Here is a 19,058-nt window from a genome sequence, read left to right on the forward strand (position 1 = left end):
GGACGACCAGGTCAGGGTTGCGGGGCAGCCCGACCCGCGCAGGGATCAAGCCTGACCGCCCGGAGCGGGGCGGGCTGCCCCGCAACCCCCACCCGCAACCGGCCCGGACCGCCCGCAACCGGCCCAGACTGCGCCGTCCGCAGCCGGACAGGCCGAGGCTCAGTGGTCGGCGCTGTTCCAGTCGCGGCCCTCGCCGACCGAGACCTCCAACGGCACCGACAGCGGGTACGCCCCGCCCATCTCGTGGCGGACGAGTGCCTCCAACGCCTCCCGCTCACCCGGGGCGACCTCGAAGACCAGCTCGTCGTGCACCTGCAGCAGCATCCGCGAGCGCAGCCCGGCCGCGCCGAGTGCGGTGTCGACGTGCAGCATCGCGACCTTGATGATGTCGGCCGCGGAGCCCTGGATGGGGGCGTTGAGCGCCATCCGCTCGGCGATGTCGCGGCGCTGCCGGTTGTCGCTGACCAGGTCGGGCAGGTAGCGGCGGCGACCCAGGATGGTGGAGGTGTAGCCGTCCTGGCGGGCTCGGGCGACGACCTGCTGGAGGTAGTCGCGCACCCCACCGAAGCCGGCGAAGTAGTTCTCCATCAGCCCGCGTGCCTCTTCGGTGCTGATCGAGAGCTGCTGGGACAGGCCGAACGCGCTGAGCCCGTACGCCAGGCCGTAGTTCATGGCCTTGATCTTGCGGCGCTGGTCCGGGGTGACCTCGTCGAGCGGCACCCCGAAGACCGACGAGGCGGTGGCGGCGTGGAAGTCGGCGCCGGAGTTGAAGGCCTCGATGAGTGCGTCGTCCGACGACAGGTGCGCCATGATGCGCATCTCGATCTGGCTGTAGTCGGCGGTGAGTAGGCATTCGTAGCCCTCCCCCACCACGAAGGCCCGGCGGATGCGCCGGCCCTCCTCCGTGCGGATCGGGATGTTCTGCAGGTTGGGTTCGGTGGAGGAGAGCCGACCGGTGGCCGCCACCGTCTGGTTGAAGGTGGTGTGGATCCGACCGTCGTCGGAGACCGACTTGAGCAGGCCGTCCACTGTCGACTTGAGCTTGGCCACGTCCCGGTGGCGCAGCAGGTGGGCCAGCACCGGGTGCGGCTGCTGGGCGTAGAGCCACTGCAGCGCGTCGGCGTCGGTGGTGTAACCCGTCTTGATCTTCTTGGTCTTCGGCAGGCCCAGCTCGGTGAAGAGGATCTCCTGCAACTGCTTGGGTGAGCCGAGGTTGAACTCCCGACCCACCGCCTCGTACGCGCCCTGCGCGGCGGCCTTCACCTCGGCGGCGAAGTGCGCCTCCAACTCGGACAGGTAGTGGGTGTCGGCGGCGATGCCGGTGCTCTCCATGCCGGCCAGCACCCGCATCAGCGGCAACTCCACCCCGGCCATCAGGCGGGCGGACTGCTCACCGTCGCGGGACAGCTCGGCGTCGATCGCGTCGGCCAGGTCGAGGGTGGCCCGGGCCTGGAGCATCAGGTTCTGCTCGGCGACGCCCTCGTCGCCGAGGCCGTCGAGGGTGAGCTGGCCCGACTCCGGGACGTCGACCCGCAGCTCCCGGTGCAGGTAGCGCAGCGCGAGGTCGGTGAGGTCGTAGGAGCGCTGGTCGGGGCGGGCCAGGTACGCGGCGATCTGGGTGTCGCGGACGATGCCGGCGAGCTGCCAGCCGTGCGCGGCGCAGGCCAGCACGGCCGGCTTGCTGTCGTGCAGCACCTTGGGTCGCTCGGCGTCGGCCAGCCAGCCGGCCAGCGCGCCCTCGTCGGTCGGGTCGAGCCGGGCCGGGTCCACCCAGGCCGCCGCGCCGCCGGCGGTGGCCAGCGCCAGGCCGGTGATGGAGGCGGTGTGCCGACGGTTGACGCCGGTGTCGAGCTTGACCGCCAGCCCGACCGGTGTGCCGGTCGGCGCGTGCGTGCTCAGCCAACCGGCCAGCGCGCCGGGCTCGCTGAGCACCTCGCCGGCCAGGTCGAACCCGGACTCGGCCTCCGGCTCGACCGCCTCCAGGTACTGGTAGAGGCGGTCGCGCAGGATGCGGAACTCGAGGGTGTCGAAGACCTGGTGCACGGCCTCCCGGTCCCACCCGGTCCAGCGGGTCTCCTCCGGGCGCAGCGGCAGCTCCAGGTCGGAGACGAGCCGGTTGATCTCGTAGTTGCGGATCACGTCGGCGAGTCGCTCCCGCAGGCTGTCGCCGGCCTTGCCCTTGATCTCGTCGGCGCGGGCGATCACGCCCTCCACCCCGCCGTACGTGGTGATCCATTTGGCGGCCGTCTTCGGGCCGACGCCCGGGATGCCGGGCAGGTTGTCACTGGTCTCGCCGACGAGCGCGGCCAGGTCCCGGTACTGCTGCGGGCCGACGCCGTACTTCGCCTCGATCGCCGCCGGATCCATCCGGGCCAGGTCGGAGACGCCCTTGCGCGGGTAGAGGACGGTGATCTGGTCGTCGACCAGCTGGAACGCGTCCCGGTCGCCACTGCTGATCAGCACCGACATGCCCTGGTCACGGGCCTGACAGGCGAGCGTGGCGATGACGTCGTCGGCCTCGAAGCCCTCCTTCTCCACGACCGGGATCTGAAGGGCGGCCAGCACCTCCTTGACCAGGCTGACCTGGCCCTTGAAGTCGTTGGGAGTCTCGCTGCGGCCGGCCTTGTACTCCGCGTACTGCTCGGTGCGGAAGGAGCGGCGGGAGACGTCGAAGGCCACGACGATGTGGGTGGGCTGCTCGTCACGCAAGACGTTGATCAGCATCGACGTGAAGCCGTACACCGCGTTGGTCGGCTGACCCGTCGTGGTGGAGAAGTTTTCCACGGGAAGGGCGAAGAAGGCCCGGTATGCCATGGAATGTCCGTCGACGAGGAGCAGGCGCGGCGTCGTAGCTGTCACGGCAGCGACTCTAGTCCGTCGCACCGACATCCCTGGCCGGCGGCACGGGTGACGCGACACCGAAAGGACAGCCGGCCCTAACGCCGACGGCCGGCCACCCCGCGAGGGGTGACCGGCCGCCGCTCGGATGGCTCAGGCCACGCCGAGGTACGCCTCCTTGACCGACGGATCGTGCAGCAGGTCCTGACCGGACCCCTCCTTCACGATCCGGCCGGTCTCCAGCACGTAGCCGCGGTGTGCCCGCGACAGCGCCTGCTGGGCGTTCTGCTCCACCAGCAGGATGGTGGTGCCCTGCTGGTTGATCTCCGTGATGATGTCGAAGATCTGCCGGATCACCAGCGGGGCCAGACCCATCGACGGCTCGTCGAGCAGCAGCAGCTTCGGACGGCTCATCAGCGCCCGACCGACGGCGAGCATCTGCTGCTCACCGCCGGAGAGCGTGCCACCGGCCTGCTTGCGGCGCTCGGCCAGCCGCGGGAAGAGACCCAGCACCCGGTCCAGGTCGGCGGCGATGCCGGCGGAGTCCCGCCGGGTGTACGCCCCCATGTCCAGGTTCTCCATCACCGTCATGCCCGGGAAGATCTGGCGTCCTTCCGGCGACTGACACAGCCCCCGGACCACCCGCAGGTCGGCCCGGAGCTTGCTGATGTCCTCACCGTTGAAGGTGATCTTCCCCTCGGACAGCGACCGGGTCCCGGAGATGGCCCGCATCGTGGTGGTCTTGCCGGCGCCGTTCGCGCCGATCAGGGCCACCACCTCACCCTCGTCGACGGTGAGGCTGATGCCGTGCAGCGCCTCGATCCGACCGTAGGCGACGGCGACGTTCTCCAGCTCAAGCAGCGTCATCGGCGGGCTCCCCCAGGTACGCGGCGATCACCTTCGGATCGCGGCTGACCTCCGCGGGCGCACCCTCGGCGATCTTGCGGCCGAACTCCAGCACCACGATCCGATCGGTGACGCCCATGACCAGACGCATGTCGTGCTCGATGAGCAGCACGGTCAGGCCCATGTCCCGGATCTTGCGGATCAGGGTGAGGAGTTCCTCCTTCTCCGCCGGGTTGAAGCCGGCGGCCGGCTCGTCCAGGCAGATCAGCTTCGGCTCGGTGGCCAGCGCCCGGGCGATCTCCAACCGGCGCTGGTAGCCGTACGGCAGGTTGCGCGCCTCGTCGTTGGCCCGGTCGGCGATGCCGACGAAGCGCAGCAACTCCAACGCCTTGGCCTCGGCCGCCCGCTCCTCCAGGACGTGCCGGGACAACCCGAACGTCTTGGCGAACGTCCGGCGCGTCTCCTGCCACGACCGCTGGATGCCCGCCTCGGCGGTCACCTGCGGCAGCTCGTGCGGCTTCGGCTTGCGCCGGGGCACCCGGAAGATCGCCCCGGGCACACTGGTCTTGTGCCGGGAGTCCGTGCCGACCATGACGTTCTCCAACGCCGTCATCTCCGGGAAGAGACGGATGTTCTGGAACGTCCGGGAGATACCCAACTGGCTGATCTGGTGCGGCTTGCGGCCGGTCACCTTCTGGCCGCGGAACCGGACCGCACCGGAGGTCGGCTTGTAGACCCCGGTCATCACGTTGAAGCTGGTGGTCTTGCCGGCACCGTTCGGCCCGATGAGGCCGAGGATCTCGCCCTCGTAGATCTGGAAATTGATCTTGTCGAGGGCGACCACGCCACCGAAGCGCAGTGTGACGTCGTCGACTTCGAGCAGTACCGACCGCGGTCCGGGCTGAGCCGGGATCTTCGGCGCGGACGTGCTGGTGGTCTGGTCAGACATGAGCGGGCGCCTCCTCTGCCTCCGCCGCGCGGTCCTTCAACTCGCGGGCTCGCCGCCGGCTCGGGATCAGACCCTGCGGACGCAGGATCATCACCAGCACCATGGCCAGACCGAAGACCAGCCAACGGTAGTCGGCGAAGTCGCGGAACCGCTCCGGCAGGTACGCCAGCAGCACCGCGCCGAGCGAGACACCGAGCATGTTGCCGGAACCGCCGACCACGACCATCGCGACGAAGAGAATCGAGAGGTTCGCGTTGAACTGGGTCGGGTCGATGAACGCGTTACGGCTGCCGAAGAGGAAGCCGGACAGGCCGCCGAGCGCCGCGCCCATGGCGAACGCCCACAGCTTGAACTTGAACGGGTACACGCCCATCACGGCGGCGGCGTCCTCGTCCTCGCGGACCGCGAGCCAGGCGCGACCGACCCGGCTGTGCTCCAACTGGCGGACCACGATCACCATCAGCAGCACGAAGGTGATCGCCAACCAGTACCAGGGCTTCGCGTCGATCAGGCCGAAGACCTTGTTGTCCGCCGAGGGCGGACCCTCCGGGCCGGGAATCGCCGAGATACCGACCGGACCGTTGGTGACGCCGGTGGCGTTGCGGGCCACGATCCGGATGATCTCACCGAAGCCGAGCGTCACGATCGCGAGGTAGTCACCACGCAGTCGAAGTGTCGGCCAACCCAGCAACACACCGGAGATCATCGTCAGCACGATCGCGATCAGCAGACAGATGCCCCAGGTCACCGCCCACGTCGGCGGCAGGTCGAACTCCTGCTGGATCCACTTGACCACCGGCGAGTTCACCGAACCGAACAGCGCCACGCTGTACGCGCCGATGGCGAAGAAGCCGATGTAGCCGAGGTCGAGCAGACCGGCGAGGCCGACCACCACGTTCAGACCGATCGCGACCAGCACGTAGATGGCGCAGACGAACAGCACGCCCGCCCAGTTGTTGCCGCCCTCGATCGAGTCGGTGCGCAGGTCGTTCAGACCGGGGATCATGAGACCACCGGGCAGCTTACCCAGGTACGGCAGGGAGTAGACGAAGACGAGCAGGGCGAGCACGCCGATGGCCTTCTGCCACTTCGGCAGCGCCTGCCAGCGCTCGCTGACCGAGGTCAGGAAACCGACCCGGCGGCGATCTGCGGAGCGAATCTTGTCGATCATGCGCGGGCCCTCCCGAGCGACTCACCCAACAGGCCGGTGGGCCGGAACATCAGCACCACGATCAGCACCACGAAGGCGATGACGTCCTCCCAGTTGGACGCGAAGAGCGTCGCGCCGTAGACCTCCACGATGCCGAGGAAGAGGCCACCCAGCAGCGCGCCGCGCAGGTTGCCGATGCCACCGAGCACCGCGGCGGTGAAGGCCTTGAGACCGAGCACGAAGCCGATGCTGTTCTGGGTGAAGCCGAACCGCATGCTCCACAACAGAGCGGCGGCGCCGGCCATGATGCCACCGAGCACGAAGATCAGCATGATGACGCGCTCCTGGTTGACGCCCATCAGCGCGGCGGTCTCCGGGTTCTGGGCCACCGCCCGCACGCCCCGGCCGTACCGGGTGCGGTTGATGAACCAGTCCAGCAGCGCCATCATCGCCACGGCCGCGACGAAGACGATCAGCTGGATGTTCGTGATCGCCGTGTTGCCGATGGTGAACAGGGTCTCCTGCTGGATGATCGTCGGCATACCGACGATCTGCCGGGGCCGACCGAACACGTCCGGCAACGCGCCACCGAGCAACTTCGGCAACACCTGCCCGAACAGCTCGACGAAGACCAGGGACAGACCGATCGCGGTGATCAGGAAGATCAGCGGCGGCGCGTTCTTGCGCCGCAACGGCCGGTACGCGACCCGTTCCAGCGCGAGAGCCGTACCACCCGAGGCCACCGCCGCGACGACCAGACCGAGCACCAGGAACAGGATCGCCTGACCGACAGGCGGGTTATTTTCGACTCCGATTTGGTTCCACAGGATCAGCACCGCGAAGGTACCGACCATGAACACCTCGGAGTGCGCGAAGTTGATCAGGCGAAGGACGCCGTAGACGAGGGTGTAACCAAGGGCGATCAGGGCGTAGATGGCGCCCTTGGACAGGCCGTCGACCGTGTGCTGGCCGAGATGGCCGATCAGTTCATCGAAATGCACCGGGGGTCTCCTTGAATCGAATGCGGCCGGGGTGAAACACCCCGGCCGCATTCCATCGCGTGGGGCGTCAGTTGAGCTTGAGCTCCTGCAGCGGCTCGATGGCCTCGCCCTTGATCTGGTAGGCCCAGATGACGACCTTCGTCGGGTCGACGTCGCCCTTGGCGTCGAACTTGATGTACTTCGACACGCCCTGCTTGTCGTACGACTTCACGAACGCCAGGATGTCCGCCCGGCTCTTCTTGCCAGCCTTGAAGGCGTCCAGGAAGATCGTCGCGCCGTCGAAGCCCTCAGCGCCGTAGGAGCCCGGCGGGATGCCGAACTTCTTCTGGTAGTCGGCGGAGAAGGTGCCGCCGGCCTTGTCGGCCGGGAGGCACGGGCAGGTGATGATCGCGCCCTCGGCGCCGCCGGAGGCACCCTTCGGGAACGCGGTGTCGTAGAGACCGTCCGGGCCGACGAACTTGGCGTTGACGCCGGCGGCACGCATCTGCTTCACCAGCGGAGCGGCCTCACGGGTGTAGCCGCCGTAGAAGACGAAGTCCGCCTGCGCGGCCTTGATCTTGGAGACGGTGGCGTCGAACTGCGTCTGCCGCTCCTGGATCTTGTCCTTGTTCACGACCAGCGGGCCGAGCTGCTTGCCCAGCTCGTCGGTGATGCCGGCGCCGTAGGCGCTGGCGTCGTCGACCATGAAGACCTTCTGCGCGTTCTGGGACTTCAGGTAGCTGGCCACCGCACCGGCCTGCGTGCCGTCGTTGCCGACCACCCGGTAGAAGGACGTGTTGCCCTTCTGGGTCAGGTCCGTCCGGGTCGCCGAAGGGCTGACCATCGCCAGGCCGGCGGCCTGGTAGATCGGCATGGTCGCGTCCGACTCACCGGAGAAGTGACCACCGATGACACCGAGGAACGAGTTGTCGCCCGCGATCTGGTTCGCGAACGGGGTCGCCACCGCGGGGTCACCCTGGGTGTCGAACTCCTGCATGGTGACCTTGCAGTCCGTGTTCGCCGCGTTGAACTGCTCCACGGCGAGCTTCGCGCCGTTCAGCGACGGGATCACCAGACCCGCGTTGTCACCCGTGAACGCGCCGAAGATCGCGATCTTGCCACCGCAGTCACCGGACGCGGTCCCACCTTCGCCGCTGCCGGAATCCTGGCAACCAGCCGCGACCACCAGGGTCGCGGCGAGCGCAACGGTGCCCAGCGCCCGTACATAGCTTCGCCTCACGGCTTTGACCTCCTCCAGATGCGGACCCGGCTGACCCGAAGCGACGGCGACAGCAGCAGACCGCAATTCCACCCACCCCGCAGGGACTCCCCCTGCGTTACGGCTCGTGATGGCGGAGCGTACCGACACCGCATACCGTCCCGGAAGGCCTGAACGCGGGGTCTGCGAAACCGTTACGAAGACGTGGGCAATCTTGTCGATGTCCGTAACAGGTGAACCGGCCACACGGTCCTTAAGCCCGCGCCCGGTCGGAATACCACCCACGCTCACAGGGGCGGTCGCGGCCTGAGAAAAGGCGTCCTGAACAGCGAAAACAGCGTGATCGGGCGGACATCCCCGGCACAGTCGGGTTTCAGACCCCTGCGCCGTCCGCCCACCAGAGCCCGGCTCGGGCGCCGTCGTCAACTGCCAACCACCACCGGCCACCCACCGCCACCAGCGTCACGTCCCGGTCGACGCCCGCCGGCACATCGATCGGCATCGCGGCCTCCCGCCACGACCCACCACGATCCGCCGACACCCACACCGAATGCCGCGCCCCGTCGACCACCGCGGCGAACAGCCGATCCCCCGACGACACCAGCGACGCCACCGCCGGCACCCCCGCGCCGGCCCGCCGCCCGAACGTCCCGGCCGCCACCCAGCCCGCCGCCTCCTGCCGCCACGCGCCGAACGTCCCGCCACGCAGGCCGACCGCCACCGGCACCCCGCCGACCAGCGCCACCCGCTGCAGCTCCTCGTACTCCGGACCGCCCGGCAGCACCGTGCGCCGCCACGACCGCCCGTCCGGCGACGACCAGACCGCCGGATCCCGGTCGATCCGACCGGCCGGCAGGAGACCACCCACCGCCAGCCAACCCGACGACGTCGCCACCGAGTCGAACGCCCAGGTCACCCCCGCCGCGTCACTGGCCAGCTCCGGAGCACCCTCGACCAGCGCGAACTCCGCCGCGTCCGGCGACCCCACCCAGGAGGCCGCCCCCGCCGAACGGTTGCCGACGATCAGCCAACCCTGGGGACCGGCCGCCAGACGGGACACGTTCACCGCCGTCGGCCCGCCGTACGTCTCGAACGACGCCTGCACCTCGACCAGCGCGCCGTCGGCCACCTGCCGCCACGTGCTCACCCGCGGATAACCGTGCGCCCCACCGACCTTCGCGCCGACCAGCCCCGCCTTCCCGTCCCGGCAGGCCACCGACAGGAACACGTTCTGCCGACCGTAGAACGATTCCGGACGCACCGGCAGCACCGTCCAGGTCGTACCGTCCACACTGGTCCAGGCCGCCGGACGCGTGCCGCCCTCGGCGTCGACGACGCCACCGACCACGAACCACCGGCCCGCGCACGCCGCCGCGTCGCGTACCACCGGACGTCCCGCACCGCCCGGCGGCGCCGGCAGCGTCAGCGGTTGCCAGGCCGGTCGCGACGCCGGCGCGGCGGCCGTCGTCGGCGCGCCGCCGCCCGGCCCGTCGCACCCGGCGAGAGCCAGCGCGAAGAGGCCGAACCCCGCGATCACCCGTCGGACGGACACGCGTCGATGCTAACCACCGGAGGTCACGCCTGGCGGCCCCGCCCGGGCCGGATCAGGCGCTCAGACGGTGGGCTGCTGCGACACCTCGCCGCCGGCGGTCTCCGCGAGGATCCGCTCGGCGACCTCCTTCATGGTCATCCGGTGGTCCATCGCCGTGCGCTGGATCCACTTGAACGCCTGCGGCTCGGTCATCCCGTAGGTCGTCATCAGCGCGCCCTTGGCGCGTTCCACCGCCTTGCGGATCTCCAGCCGGTCGGTCAGGCTCGCGACCTCCGCCTCCAGGGCCGCGACCTCCGAGTAGCGCGACAGCGCGATCTCCACCGCCGGGACCAGGTCACTCTTCTGGAAGGGCTTCACGAGGTACGCCATCGCGCCCGCCGCCCGCGCCCGCTCCACCAGGTCACGCTGGCTGAACGCGGTCAGGATGATCACCGGGGCGATCCGCGCGCCGGCGATGCGCTCGGCGGCGGCCAGCCCATCCATGATCGGCATCTTGATGTCGAGGATGACCAGATCGGGCTTCAGCTCCTCGGCGAGGCGGACGGCTGTCTCGCCGTCACCGGCCTCCCCCACCACCTCGTAACCCTCTTCGACAAGCATCTCGGCGAGGTCCAGCCGGATCAGCGCCTCGTCCTCGGCGATCAGTACGCGCCTGCGCTCGGCATCCGTCGGCATCTCAGCCACCAGCCCTACCCCCACCATCGATCACTGCACGGCTACCCACCCATGCTCCCGCATGAGAGTAGTCGGGTACAGTAGGCGCCACCCGCCGGGATGGTGGAACGGCATACACGGAAGTCTCAAACACTTCTGCCCGAAAGGGCTTGCGGGTTCGAATCCCGCTCCCGGCACCTTGTCATACACCTGTTCGATGATATGCGGATGCACCCACCGCAGCTACGGGCACGAGCCCGCGCTCTCCACGCACGCGGACACGCCGTCCGCTCCGTAGCTCGCACGCTCTCGTTGCCGTATGCCACGGTCTGGCACTGGTGCGTCGATCGACCCGATCCGGTGAAGCGCGGCACGGAGCTACGGTGCTTCCGGTGCCGGCCGGATGTCCAGAATCCGACCGACCCCGCTGCTTACGCCTACCTGCTCGGTCTCTACCTGGGCGACGGCCACCTGGTGACAGCGGCACGCGTCCCGGTGTTGCGCATCTACTGTTCCCATGCGTGGCCCGGGTTGATTGAGGCGTGCGACACGGCCATGCGAGCCGTGCTGGCGTCGAAGGTGCAACGGGTCCAGAAACAGGGTTGCGTCGGCGTACAGAGTTACGGCACCCACTGGCCGTGCCTGCTGCCACAGCACGGTCCGGGCAAGAAGCACGAGCGACCGATCGTCCTGACCGACTGGCAACGGCGGATTCTCGAAGTCCATCCCGGCGACTTCCTGCGCGGGCTCTTCCACTCCGACGGCTGCCGAACGGCCAACCGGGTCACGACGCGAGGTCGGCACTACGTCTACCCGCGTTACATGTTCGTCAACGAGTCGGCCGACATCATGGGGCTCTGCCAGTGGGGCCTCGACCTGCTCGGCGTCGCCTGGCGGATGAACCGGCGCAACTCGCTGTCGGTGGCGCGACGCGACGCGGTCGCCACACTGGACCGGCACGTCGGCCCGAAGTCCTGACTGCACTAGGGCGGATCACGCCGACCGTGGGAGCCTGGTCGACGCGCGGGCGGATGGCCGGTGACAGCGGCGGCGACAGGAGTGGAACTGATGCGGGTGGCGATCTTCGGTGCGACCGGCATGGTCGGCCAGGGCGTGTTGCGCGAGTGTCTGCTCGCCGAGGACGTGCGGGAGGTGCTCACCGTCGGCCGCAGGCCGACCGGTCAGCGGGATCCGAAGCTGCGGGAGCTGACGGTCGCGGACGTGGGCGAGTTGGCGTCGGTGCGCGCCGAGCTGACCGGCGTGGATGCATGCTTCTACTGCCTGGGGGTGTCCTCGCTGGGTCTGGACGAGGCCGCGTACACCCGGGTCAGCTACGACTACCCGCTCGCGGCGGCGCGGTTGCTGGCCGAGGTGAGTCCGCAGGTCACGTTCGTCTACGTCTCGGGGGTCGGGACGGACTCGTCGGGTCGGGGTCGGGTGATGTGGGCGCGGGTCAAGGGCCGTACCGAGAACGCGATCATGGATCTGCTGCCCAACGGCTACGCGGCGCGTCCGGGTTTCATCCAGCCGACCCACGGGGCGGTGTCGCGGACCCGTGCGTACCGGATCGGGTACGCGGTGACGCGTCCGCTGTTCCCGGTGCTGCGTCGGTTGCTGCCGAACCAGGTCACCACGACGGACGGGATCGGTCGAGCGATGCTGCGGGTGGCGCGGGAGGGTTCGCCGACGCGCGTGTTGGGCAACCGCGAGCTGCGCTGATCAGGCGATCGTGTCGAGGGCCTGGGCGAGGTCGGCGCGCAGGTCCTCGGGGTCTTCGAGACCGACCGAGAGCCGTAGCAGGGCGGCGGCGGGTTTCGCGTCGCCCTCGACGGGTCGGTGGGTGAGCGAGGCCGGGTGCTGGATGAGGGTGTCGACGCCGCCGAGCGAGACCGCGTGGGTGATGAGGTGGCAGGCGCCGGCGACGGCGGCTGCGGCGGGTGCGCCGCCGCGTACCTCGAAGGCGAGCAGGCTGCCGGGTCCGGCCATCTGGCGGCCGACCAGCGCCGCCGGGTCGTGCACCGAGGGGTGGTGCACGCGGTGTACGGCGGGGTGGTCGGCGAGCCAGCCGGCGAGTTTCTCGGCGGTGGCCTGTTGGGCGCGGACCCGCAGCGGCAGGGTTTGCAGGCCGCGGTGCAGCAGGTAGCCGCCGAGCGGGTGCAGGATCGCGCCGGTGACCGCGCGGACCTGCCGGAGGCGCGCGGCCCAGTCGGCGTCGCAGGCGACGACGCCGGCGAGCACGTCGCCGTGCCCGCCGATGCTCTTGGTGGCGCTGTGCAGGACGAGGGTGGCGCCGTGCCGGGCGGGTTGTTGCAGCACGGGGGTGGCGACGGTGTTGTCGACGAGCAGCGGGATGTCGCCGGCCGCGGCGGCGAGGGCGGCGATGTCGACCAGGTCGAGGGTGGGGTTGGCGGGTGTCTCGACGATGACCAGTGCGGTGTCGGGTCGGATGGCGGCGGCGACCTCGTCGGGGTGTGCCCAGGTGACGGTGGTGCCGAGCAGACCGGTGGCGAGGACGTGGTCGGTGCCGCCGTAGAGGGGCCGGACGGCGACGACGTGCCGCCGGTCGTCGCGGGCGGCGGCGAGCACTGTGGCGGTGAGGGCCGCCATGCCGCTGGCGAAGGCGACGGCCTGCGCGGTGCCCTCCAGTTCGGCGAGGGCGGTTTCGAAGCGGGCGACGGTGGGGTTCCAGAGCCGCTGGTAGACGGCGCTGCCGTCGGCGGGAAGGGTGCCGCCGGTGGCGAGCTGCTCGTACGCGGCGCCGCCGTCGTCGACCGAGGGCAGCGGGTTGGTGGTGGACAGGTCGATGGGTGGCACGTGCACGCCGAGGGCGCGTAGGTCGTCGCGGCCGGCGTGTACGGCCCGGGTGTCCACCGTCGTCATGCGGGTAGGGTCGAACATCTACCGACGGGCAGGCAACAGTTCGGCAGATCATTCTGTCGATCAGCTTGGTTTCGATGGTGGATTCGGGCGAGGATGGCGCAATGCCTGCTGAGCCGAATGATGTGCGGCCGTATCCGGCCCTGGACGAGGTGGACCGCGCAATCCTCGGCGAACTGGCCGCGGATGGCCGCCTGCCGAACAACGCTCTCGCCGAGCGGGTGGGGGTCGCGCCGTCGACGTGCCTGACCCGTACGCGGGCGCTGCGCGAGCGGGGCGCGATCCGTGGATTCCACGCCGAGGTGGACCCGGCCGCGCTCGGTCTGCCGTTGCAGGCGTTGGTGTCGGTGCGGCTGACCGCCCACGAGCGGGCGGCGGTGGACGCGTTCCGGGCCCGGTCGGTGCGACTGCCGGGGGTGGTGTCGGTGTTCCACGTGGCCGGTGCGGACGACTACGTGCTGCACGTGCGGGCAGCATCCGGTGACGCGTTGCGGGATTTCGTGCTGGACCATCTGGCGGTCGACCCGGTGGTGCAGCACACCCAGACCAGCCTGATCTTCGAGCAGGCGCGCGGGATGGGCTGAGCGGCGGTCGGAATGAACGGGCAGGCCGGGGAGTTGGCACCACGTGTGATCACCGTACCGTTGTCTGTTCTTGATCTTGCCCCGGTCGCCAAGGGCACCACTGTCGGCGCGGCCCTGGAGGCCACCACCGAGCTGGCACGCCGCACCGAGGAGCTGGGCTACCGCCGGTTCTGGGTGGCCGAGCACCACAACATGCCGGCGATCGCCAGCTCGGCTCCGGCAGTGCTGCTGGCACACCTGGCCGCGAACACCTCGACGATCCGCCTCGGTTCGGGCGGGGTGATGCTGCCCAACCACGCCCCGCTGGTGGTGGCCGAGCAGTTCGGCACCCTGGAAGCGCTGCACCCCGGTCGGATCGACCTGGGCATCGGCCGGGCGCCGGGCACCGACCAGGTGACCGCGCTGGCGTTGCGGCGCACCATGGAGGGCCTGTCCGCGGAGCACTTCCCCCGCGAGTTGACGGACCTGATGAACTACTTCAGCGGCGAGAAGCCGGGGCAGATCATCGCCATGCCGGGTCAGGGCGCGAAGCCGGCCGTGTGGCTGCTCGGCTCCAGCGGGTTCAGCGCCCAACTCGCCGGGCTGCTCGGTCTGCCGTTCTCCTTCGCGCACCACTTCAGCTCGCAGAACACCCTGCCGGCGTTGGCCCTGTACCGGCAGCACTTCCGGCCGTCGCAGTGGTTGGACAAGCCGTACGCGATGGTGGCGGTCAACGCGGTGTGCGCGGAGACCGACGAGCGGGCCGAGTGGCTGGCCGGGCCGAGCGCGCTGTCGTTTTTGAAGCTGCGCTCCGGGAAGCCCGAGCCGCTGTCGACGCCCGACGAGGCGGCGGCGTACCCGTACTCCGAGTTCGAGAGGGAGTTCGTCCTGCAACGCCGTGACGGTCAGGCGATGGGCTCGCCGGAGACGGTGGGCCGGCAGCTGACCGAGCTGGTGGGGCGCACCGGCGCGGACGAGTTGATGCTGACCACGCTGGTGTACGACGTCGCCGACCGGGTGCGGTCCTACGAGCTGATCGCCGAGCAGGTGGCGGGCGGTCTGCACCGGAAGGCATGAAACACGATCTTCACGTCAGCGTCACCCCGCCGACCCGGACGGTGCCTAATGTTGGTTCCGGTGGTGGTACGGCACTCTCGGTCGGGACGGGTCGAGGGTGCCGCGGTGTGGCGCACCGGGCCGGAGCTGAGCGGATTCCGCGGCTGCGGCCCGGTGCCTGCCACCCTAGGCGACCCCGTCCGAGACCGCCAGGGGTTGACTCAACGTAGGTAGATGTCCGGGGTGGGTGGGTTGGCCATCCCGTTGCCGATGAAGAACCCCGGATGCGGCGGTTGGTTGTAGGCGGTGTTCTGCCACGCGATCGCCACCCGATACTGCGGGTCGTGCATCAGGGTGTAGATGCGGCTGCTGGTCGGGGTGGGCGTGCTGTAGATGCGCAGCGCCCGACTGTCGCTGGTTCGCCAGACCACCTCCTCACGCCAGTCACCCAGGATGTCGCCGGACAATGCCGGGGTGGACTTGGTGCCGTTGTTGGACGCCACCCCGCTGCCGTCGAGCAGCCGGGTCTCGCCGCCGGTGCCGTACTTGTCGATCTTCGTGCCGTCCAGCAGTTCCCGCACCGGGTCGCCGTCCCACCAGGCGAGGAAGTTCGCCGACGACGGCTTACGGCCGACGTTCTGCCCCCTGGTGTTGGCCAGCCCGGCAACCGCCGACGACCACGACTCCGCGCCCGGGCTGCCCGCCCAGATGTCCGCCGAGACACCCCGGCCGTTGTCGCCGGAGGCCGGCGTGGACCAGAGCACCTGACCGGTACGGGCGTCGGCGAAGTAGGAACTGGGCTTGCTGCCGTCCTCGTCGACCTTGAACACCTCCAGGCCGGAGCGGCCCGGGTCGAGATCCCCGACGTGCAGGGCGTCCCCGTGCCCGTTGCCGGTGGAGTGCAGCAGCCGACCGTTGTCGTCGACGGTGGCCGCGCCGTACACGATCTCCTGCCGGCCGTCGCCGTCGACGTCGGCCACCGAGAGCTGGTGGTTACCCTGCCCCGCGGCGGCACCGTTGCCGGAGGAGTTCGAGTCGAACGTCCAGCGCTTGGTCAGCGTGCCGTTGCGGAAGTCCCAGGCCGCGATCACCGCGCGGGTGTAGTAGCCCCGGGCCATGATCAGCGAGGGGCGCTGCCCGTCCAGGTACGCGGTGCCGGCGAGGAACCGGTCCACCCGGTTGCCGTACGAGTCACCCCACGAGGACACCGTGCCGCGCGGCGGGTCGTAGGTGACGGTGGAGAGCACCGCGCCGGTACGCCCGTCGAACATGGTCAGGTACTCCGGTCCGCTGAGCACGTAGCCGCTGGAGTTGCGGTGGTCCGCCGACGACGATCCGATGACCTGACCGGTGCCGGAGCGGGTGCCGTCGGCGGTCTTCATGGCCACCTCCGCGCGGCCGTCACCGTCGTAGTCGTACACCTGAAACTGGGTGTAGTGGGCACCGGCGCGGATGTTGCGGCCCAGGTCGACCCGCCACAACCTGGTGCCGGTGAGGGTGTACGCGTCGACGTAGACGTTGCCGGTGTAGCCGGACTGGGAGTTGTCCTTGGCGTTCGACGGATCCCACTTGAGCACGATCTCGTAGCTGCCGTCGCCGTTCAGGTCACCCACCGAGGCGTCGTTGGCGCTGTAGGTGTAGCTCTCGCCGCTGGGCGTGCTGCCGCCGGCCGGGACCTGCAACGGCACGTCCAGGTAACCCGCGCCGAACTGCAACGCCGGTGCCGACGCCGCCTGCTCGACGCCGCCGACCACGGCCCGCACGGTGTACGCCGAGCCGGCCGCCGCGCCGCTGTCGAGGTAGTTGGTGGCACCGGTGATCGGACTGGCGTTGACCCTGGTCGATCCCCGGTAGACGTTGAAGGCCACCCCGGAGGTCTCGGTGCCGAGCAGCCGCCAGGAGACCAGGTTGCCGCTGCCGGAGCGGACACTGACCAGGCCGCGGTCCAGGTTCTCCATCTGCAGCACCCCGCTGGTCGGAGGTGGCGTGGTCGGAGGTGGCGTGGTCGGAGGTGGCGTGGTCGGAGGTGGCGTGGTCGGAGGTGGCGTGGTCGGTTCGTCGGTGGGTGGGGCGCCGGTGCAGGTCGCGCCGTTGAGCGCGAAGCTGCCCGGCACCGGGTTGCTGCCGGTCCACGAACCGTTGAAGCCGAACGAGACGGAGCCGTTCGTGGCGAGGTTCGCGTTGTAGTCGACGTTGCGGGCGGTGACCTGGGCACCGGACTGGCTGACGCCGGCGTTCCACGCCTGGGTGACCTGCTGGCCCGCGGCGTACGACCAGGTGAGGGCCCACCCGTTGACCGGGTCGCCGAGATTGGTGACGGTGACGTTGGTGCCGAAGCCGCCCTGCCACTGGTTCGTGATCTGGTAGTCGACGCGACAGCCGACGGCGGCGGCCGAGGCGACCACCGTACCGAGGGTGCCGGCCACGACGGCGGCGGCCGTCGTACCGGCGAGCAGGATCAGCCGATGTCTGGACGGGTGCATGGACTGCCTCCGGGGATCCGGTGATGATCGCTGAGGACCACTGGCCGCGCCCGGGAAGCACAGTGGACCGGCTCGGCCGCGGCGGTGGCGGACGGCGATCTGATCGGGGTGAACGCCCTGGAACTCACGGATCCGACTCAAGCCGCATAGTAGGGCAAGCGCTTTCCGCTCCGCAATATCGATATTCGTCGAATGACCGTCGGGTCTTGCGTCGACGATCGATGCCTGATCAACTCGTTGAGGTGACCGCTCCGCACATGGACCCCGACGAGTTCCGCCGCGCCGGCCACGCCGTCGTCGACTGGATCGCCGACTACTGGGCGACAGTCGGGCAACGGCCGGTCGCCCCGTCCGACCCGCCCGGCACGGTCGCCGCCGCGCTGCCCACCACGCCACCCACCACCGGCGGCGAACCGGTCGAGGCGGTCCTCGCCGACCTGGACGCGATCGTCGTACCGGGGCTGACCCACTGGCAGCACCCGAGCTTCTTCGGCTACTTCCCGGCCAACACCTCCGGCCCGAGCGTGCTCGGCGACCTGGTCAGCTCCGGGCTCGGCGTGCAGGGCATGCTCTGGGCCACCAGCCCGGCCAGCACGGAGCTGGAGACGGTGCTGATGGACTGGCTGGCCCAGTTACTGGACCTGCCGCAGCGGTTCCACTCCGCCAGCAGCGGTGGCGGCGTCATCCAGGACTCCGCCTCCTCGGCGACCCTGGTGGCCACCCTGGCCGCACTGCACCGGGCCAGCGGGGGTCGCTGGCGCGACACCGGCGTCGACCGGCGCTACCGCGCCTACACCTCCGCACACGGGCACTCCTCCATCGAGAAGGCCGTCCGTATCGCCGGGCTGGGCAGCGACGGGCTCCGCGCGATCGACGTCGACCCGGACACCCAGGCGCTGCTGCCCGCCGCGCTACGCGCGGCGATCGAAGCCGACCTGGCAGCCGGGGACGTACCGGCCATCGTGGTGGCCACCATCGGCACCACCTCCACCACCGCCGTCGACCCGATACCGGAAATCGGGGCCATCTGCGCGCAGTACGGCATCTGGCTGCACGTCGACGCCGCGTACGCGGGCTCCGCCGCCGTCTGCCCCGAACTACGGTGGTCGCACGCCGGCCTGGACTACGCCGATTCCTACTGCTTCGACCCGCACAAGTGGCTGCTCACCGGCTTCGACTGCGACGCGTTCTGGGTAGCCGACCGGGCCGAGTTGATCGAGGCGCTGACCGTACTGCCGGAGTTCCTGCGCAACGCGGCCTCCGACTCCGGCGCGGTGATCGACTACCGCGACTGGCAGGTGCCGCTGGGTCGACGCTTCCGGGCCCTGAAGCTGTGGTTCGTGCTGCGCTGGTACGGCGTCGAAGGGTTGCGGGCACACATCCGCTCCGGTGTACGGCTCGCCGAGCGGTTCGCCGAGCAGGTTCGCGCCGACGACCGGTTCGAGTTGGCGGCGGCGCACCCGTTCGCGCTGGTCTGCTTCCGGCTACGCGCCGACGACGACGTCAACGCCGCACTGCTGGCCTCGGTGAACGCCACCGGACGCGTGTACCTGACGCACACCCGGGTCGCCGGCCGCTACACGCTGCGGATGGCCGTCGGCTCCCCACAGACCACCGAAACGCACATCGACACCGCCTGGACACTGCTCTCCACCACGGCCAAAGACCTACTCGCCCCCTGACCGCGCCCCGCGCCCCGCGCCGAACCACCCGACCCAACAACCACCCCACATCAGGCGAAGCACCGGCACGACGCGCGCCGAGGCCGCAGGTTCAAAGACGTTGCACGGATCTTGGGGCGTGCGCCTTGCGCGGACGGCGCCATGCTGTTGTCACCGCCCTCGACCTAGAGGGCGTCCGCGGTCGAGCGGGGGTCGGCTAGCGGGCGGGG

General features: G+C 69.9%; 15 protein-coding genes and 1 tRNA gene. 6 read left to right on the forward strand and 10 right to left on the reverse strand.

Annotated elements, in window-relative coordinates; translation table 11 throughout:
* Positions 1–159 precede the first annotated feature (159 nt).
* The 8 genes from polA to O7614_RS23935 form a co-directional block, all read right to left on the reverse strand.
* On the reverse strand, positions 160–2,859 hold the full coding sequence (polA, locus tag O7614_RS23900) for a DNA polymerase I (protein ID WP_278140698.1): 2,700 nt from the start codon (positions 2,857–2,859) through the stop codon (positions 160–162).
* A 132-nt stretch (positions 2,860–2,991) separates the two neighbouring features.
* Entirely contained in the window at positions 2,992–3,705 is a 714-nt protein-coding gene (locus O7614_RS23905) for an ABC transporter ATP-binding protein (protein ID WP_278140699.1), read from the reverse strand.
* The gene (locus tag O7614_RS23910) at positions 3,692–4,633 is read right to left on the reverse strand and encodes an ABC transporter ATP-binding protein (protein ID WP_278140700.1); all 942 of its coding nucleotides are present in this window, start codon (positions 4,631–4,633) and stop codon (positions 3,692–3,694) included. Before O7614_RS23910 ends, O7614_RS23905 begins: the two co-directional genes overlap by 14 nt.
* Positions 4,626–5,804 (reverse strand): branched-chain amino acid ABC transporter permease, encoded by a 1,179-nt coding sequence (locus tag O7614_RS23915; RefSeq protein ID WP_278140701.1) that lies wholly within the window; start codon positions 5,802–5,804, stop codon positions 4,626–4,628. The genes O7614_RS23910 and O7614_RS23915 overlap by 8 nt, the downstream gene beginning before the upstream one ends.
* A complete protein-coding gene (locus O7614_RS23920) occupies positions 5,801–6,784 on the reverse strand; it encodes a branched-chain amino acid ABC transporter permease (protein WP_278140702.1) in 984 nt (327 codons plus the stop codon). Before O7614_RS23920 ends, O7614_RS23915 begins: the two co-directional genes overlap by 4 nt.
* 67 nt (positions 6,785–6,851) lie before the next feature.
* On the reverse strand, positions 6,852–8,003 hold the full coding sequence (locus O7614_RS23925) for a branched-chain amino acid ABC transporter substrate-binding protein (RefSeq protein ID WP_278140703.1): 1,152 nt from the start codon (positions 8,001–8,003) through the stop codon (positions 6,852–6,854).
* Positions 8,004–8,355: 352 nt separating this feature from the next.
* Positions 8,356–9,534 (reverse strand): hypothetical protein, encoded by a 1,179-nt coding sequence (locus O7614_RS23930; RefSeq protein WP_278140704.1) that lies wholly within the window; start codon positions 9,532–9,534, stop codon positions 8,356–8,358.
* A 60-nt stretch (positions 9,535–9,594) separates the two neighbouring features.
* Positions 9,595–10,218 (reverse strand): response regulator, encoded by a 624-nt coding sequence (locus O7614_RS23935; RefSeq protein ID WP_088991522.1) that lies wholly within the window; start codon positions 10,216–10,218, stop codon positions 9,595–9,597.
* 84 nt (positions 10,219–10,302) lie between these two features.
* Here O7614_RS23935 and O7614_RS23940 point away from each other — a divergent pair.
* From O7614_RS23940 to O7614_RS23950, 3 genes are all read left to right on the forward strand, one after another.
* Positions 10,303–10,385 (forward strand) — tRNA-Leu (locus O7614_RS23940).
* Between the two features lie 358 nt (positions 10,386–10,743).
* Entirely contained in the window at positions 10,744–11,166 is a 423-nt protein-coding gene (locus O7614_RS23945; protein ID WP_278140705.1) for a hypothetical protein, read from the forward strand.
* Between the two features lie 90 nt (positions 11,167–11,256).
* A complete protein-coding gene (locus O7614_RS23950; protein ID WP_278140706.1) occupies positions 11,257–11,907 on the forward strand; it encodes an epimerase in 651 nt (216 codons plus the stop codon).
* Here the strand turns inward: O7614_RS23950 and O7614_RS23955 are convergent, their stop codons facing one another.
* Complete coding sequence (locus tag O7614_RS23955; protein WP_278140707.1) at positions 11,908–13,086, reverse strand: aminotransferase class I/II-fold pyridoxal phosphate-dependent enzyme; 1,179 nt, start codon at positions 13,084–13,086, stop codon at positions 11,908–11,910.
* Between the two features lie 83 nt (positions 13,087–13,169).
* Here O7614_RS23955 and O7614_RS23960 point away from each other — a divergent pair, with 83 nt between their 5' ends.
* Positions 13,170–13,649, forward strand: coding sequence for an Lrp/AsnC family transcriptional regulator (locus tag O7614_RS23960; RefSeq protein WP_278140708.1), 480 nt, complete (start codon positions 13,170–13,172; stop codon positions 13,647–13,649).
* A 12-nt stretch (positions 13,650–13,661) separates the two neighbouring features.
* The gene (locus tag O7614_RS23965) at positions 13,662–14,705 is read left to right on the forward strand and encodes an LLM class flavin-dependent oxidoreductase (protein ID WP_278140709.1); all 1,044 of its coding nucleotides are present in this window, start codon (positions 13,662–13,664) and stop codon (positions 14,703–14,705) included.
* Between the two features lie 200 nt (positions 14,706–14,905).
* Here O7614_RS23965 and O7614_RS23970 read toward each other — a convergent pair whose 3' ends face one another.
* Positions 14,906–17,167 carry a cellulose binding domain-containing protein gene (locus O7614_RS23970; RefSeq protein ID WP_278140710.1) on the reverse strand — a complete coding sequence of 754 codons (2,262 nt, stop codon included), beginning with the start codon at positions 17,165–17,167 and terminating at the stop codon, positions 14,906–14,908.
* Between the two features lie 242 nt (positions 17,168–17,409).
* Between O7614_RS23970 and O7614_RS23975 the strand changes: the two genes are divergently transcribed.
* Positions 17,410–18,849, forward strand: a complete 1,440-nt coding sequence (locus O7614_RS23975; RefSeq protein WP_278140711.1) for a pyridoxal-dependent decarboxylase — start codon at positions 17,410–17,412, stop codon at positions 18,847–18,849.
* Positions 18,850–19,058: the final 209 nt, after the last annotated feature.

It is taken from the genome of Micromonospora sp. WMMD961 (assembly GCF_029626145.1).
Taxonomy (GTDB): Bacteria; Actinomycetota; Actinomycetes; order Mycobacteriales; family Micromonosporaceae; genus Micromonospora.

What these genes read in the sequence shown, in the direction of transcription:
- O7614_RS23905 (WP_278140699.1), bottom strand. Translation starts at nt 3,705, where the DNA reads ATGACGCTGCTTGAGCTGGAGAACGTCGCCGTCGCCTACGGTCGGATC.
- O7614_RS23910 (WP_278140700.1), bottom strand. Translation starts at nt 4,633, where the DNA reads ATGTCTGACCAGACCACCAGCACGTCCGCGCCGAAGATCCCGGCTCAG.
- O7614_RS23915 (WP_278140701.1), bottom strand. Translation starts at nt 5,804, where the DNA reads ATGATCGACAAGATTCGCTCCGCAGATCGCCGCCGGGTCGGTTTCCTG.
- O7614_RS23945 (WP_278140705.1), top strand. Translation starts at nt 10,744, where the DNA reads ATGCGAGCCGTGCTGGCGTCGAAGGTGCAACGGGTCCAGAAACAGGGT.
- O7614_RS23950 (WP_278140706.1), top strand. Translation starts at nt 11,257, where the DNA reads ATGCGGGTGGCGATCTTCGGTGCGACCGGCATGGTCGGCCAGGGCGTG.
- O7614_RS23955 (WP_278140707.1), bottom strand. Translation starts at nt 13,086, where the DNA reads ATGTTCGACCCTACCCGCATGACGACGGTGGACACCCGGGCCGTACAC.
- O7614_RS23960 (WP_278140708.1), top strand. Translation starts at nt 13,170, where the DNA reads ATGCCTGCTGAGCCGAATGATGTGCGGCCGTATCCGGCCCTGGACGAG.
- O7614_RS23965 (WP_278140709.1), top strand. Translation starts at nt 13,662, where the DNA reads ATGAACGGGCAGGCCGGGGAGTTGGCACCACGTGTGATCACCGTACCG.
- O7614_RS23970 (WP_278140710.1), bottom strand. Translation starts at nt 17,167, where the DNA reads ATGCACCCGTCCAGACATCGGCTGATCCTGCTCGCCGGTACGACGGCC.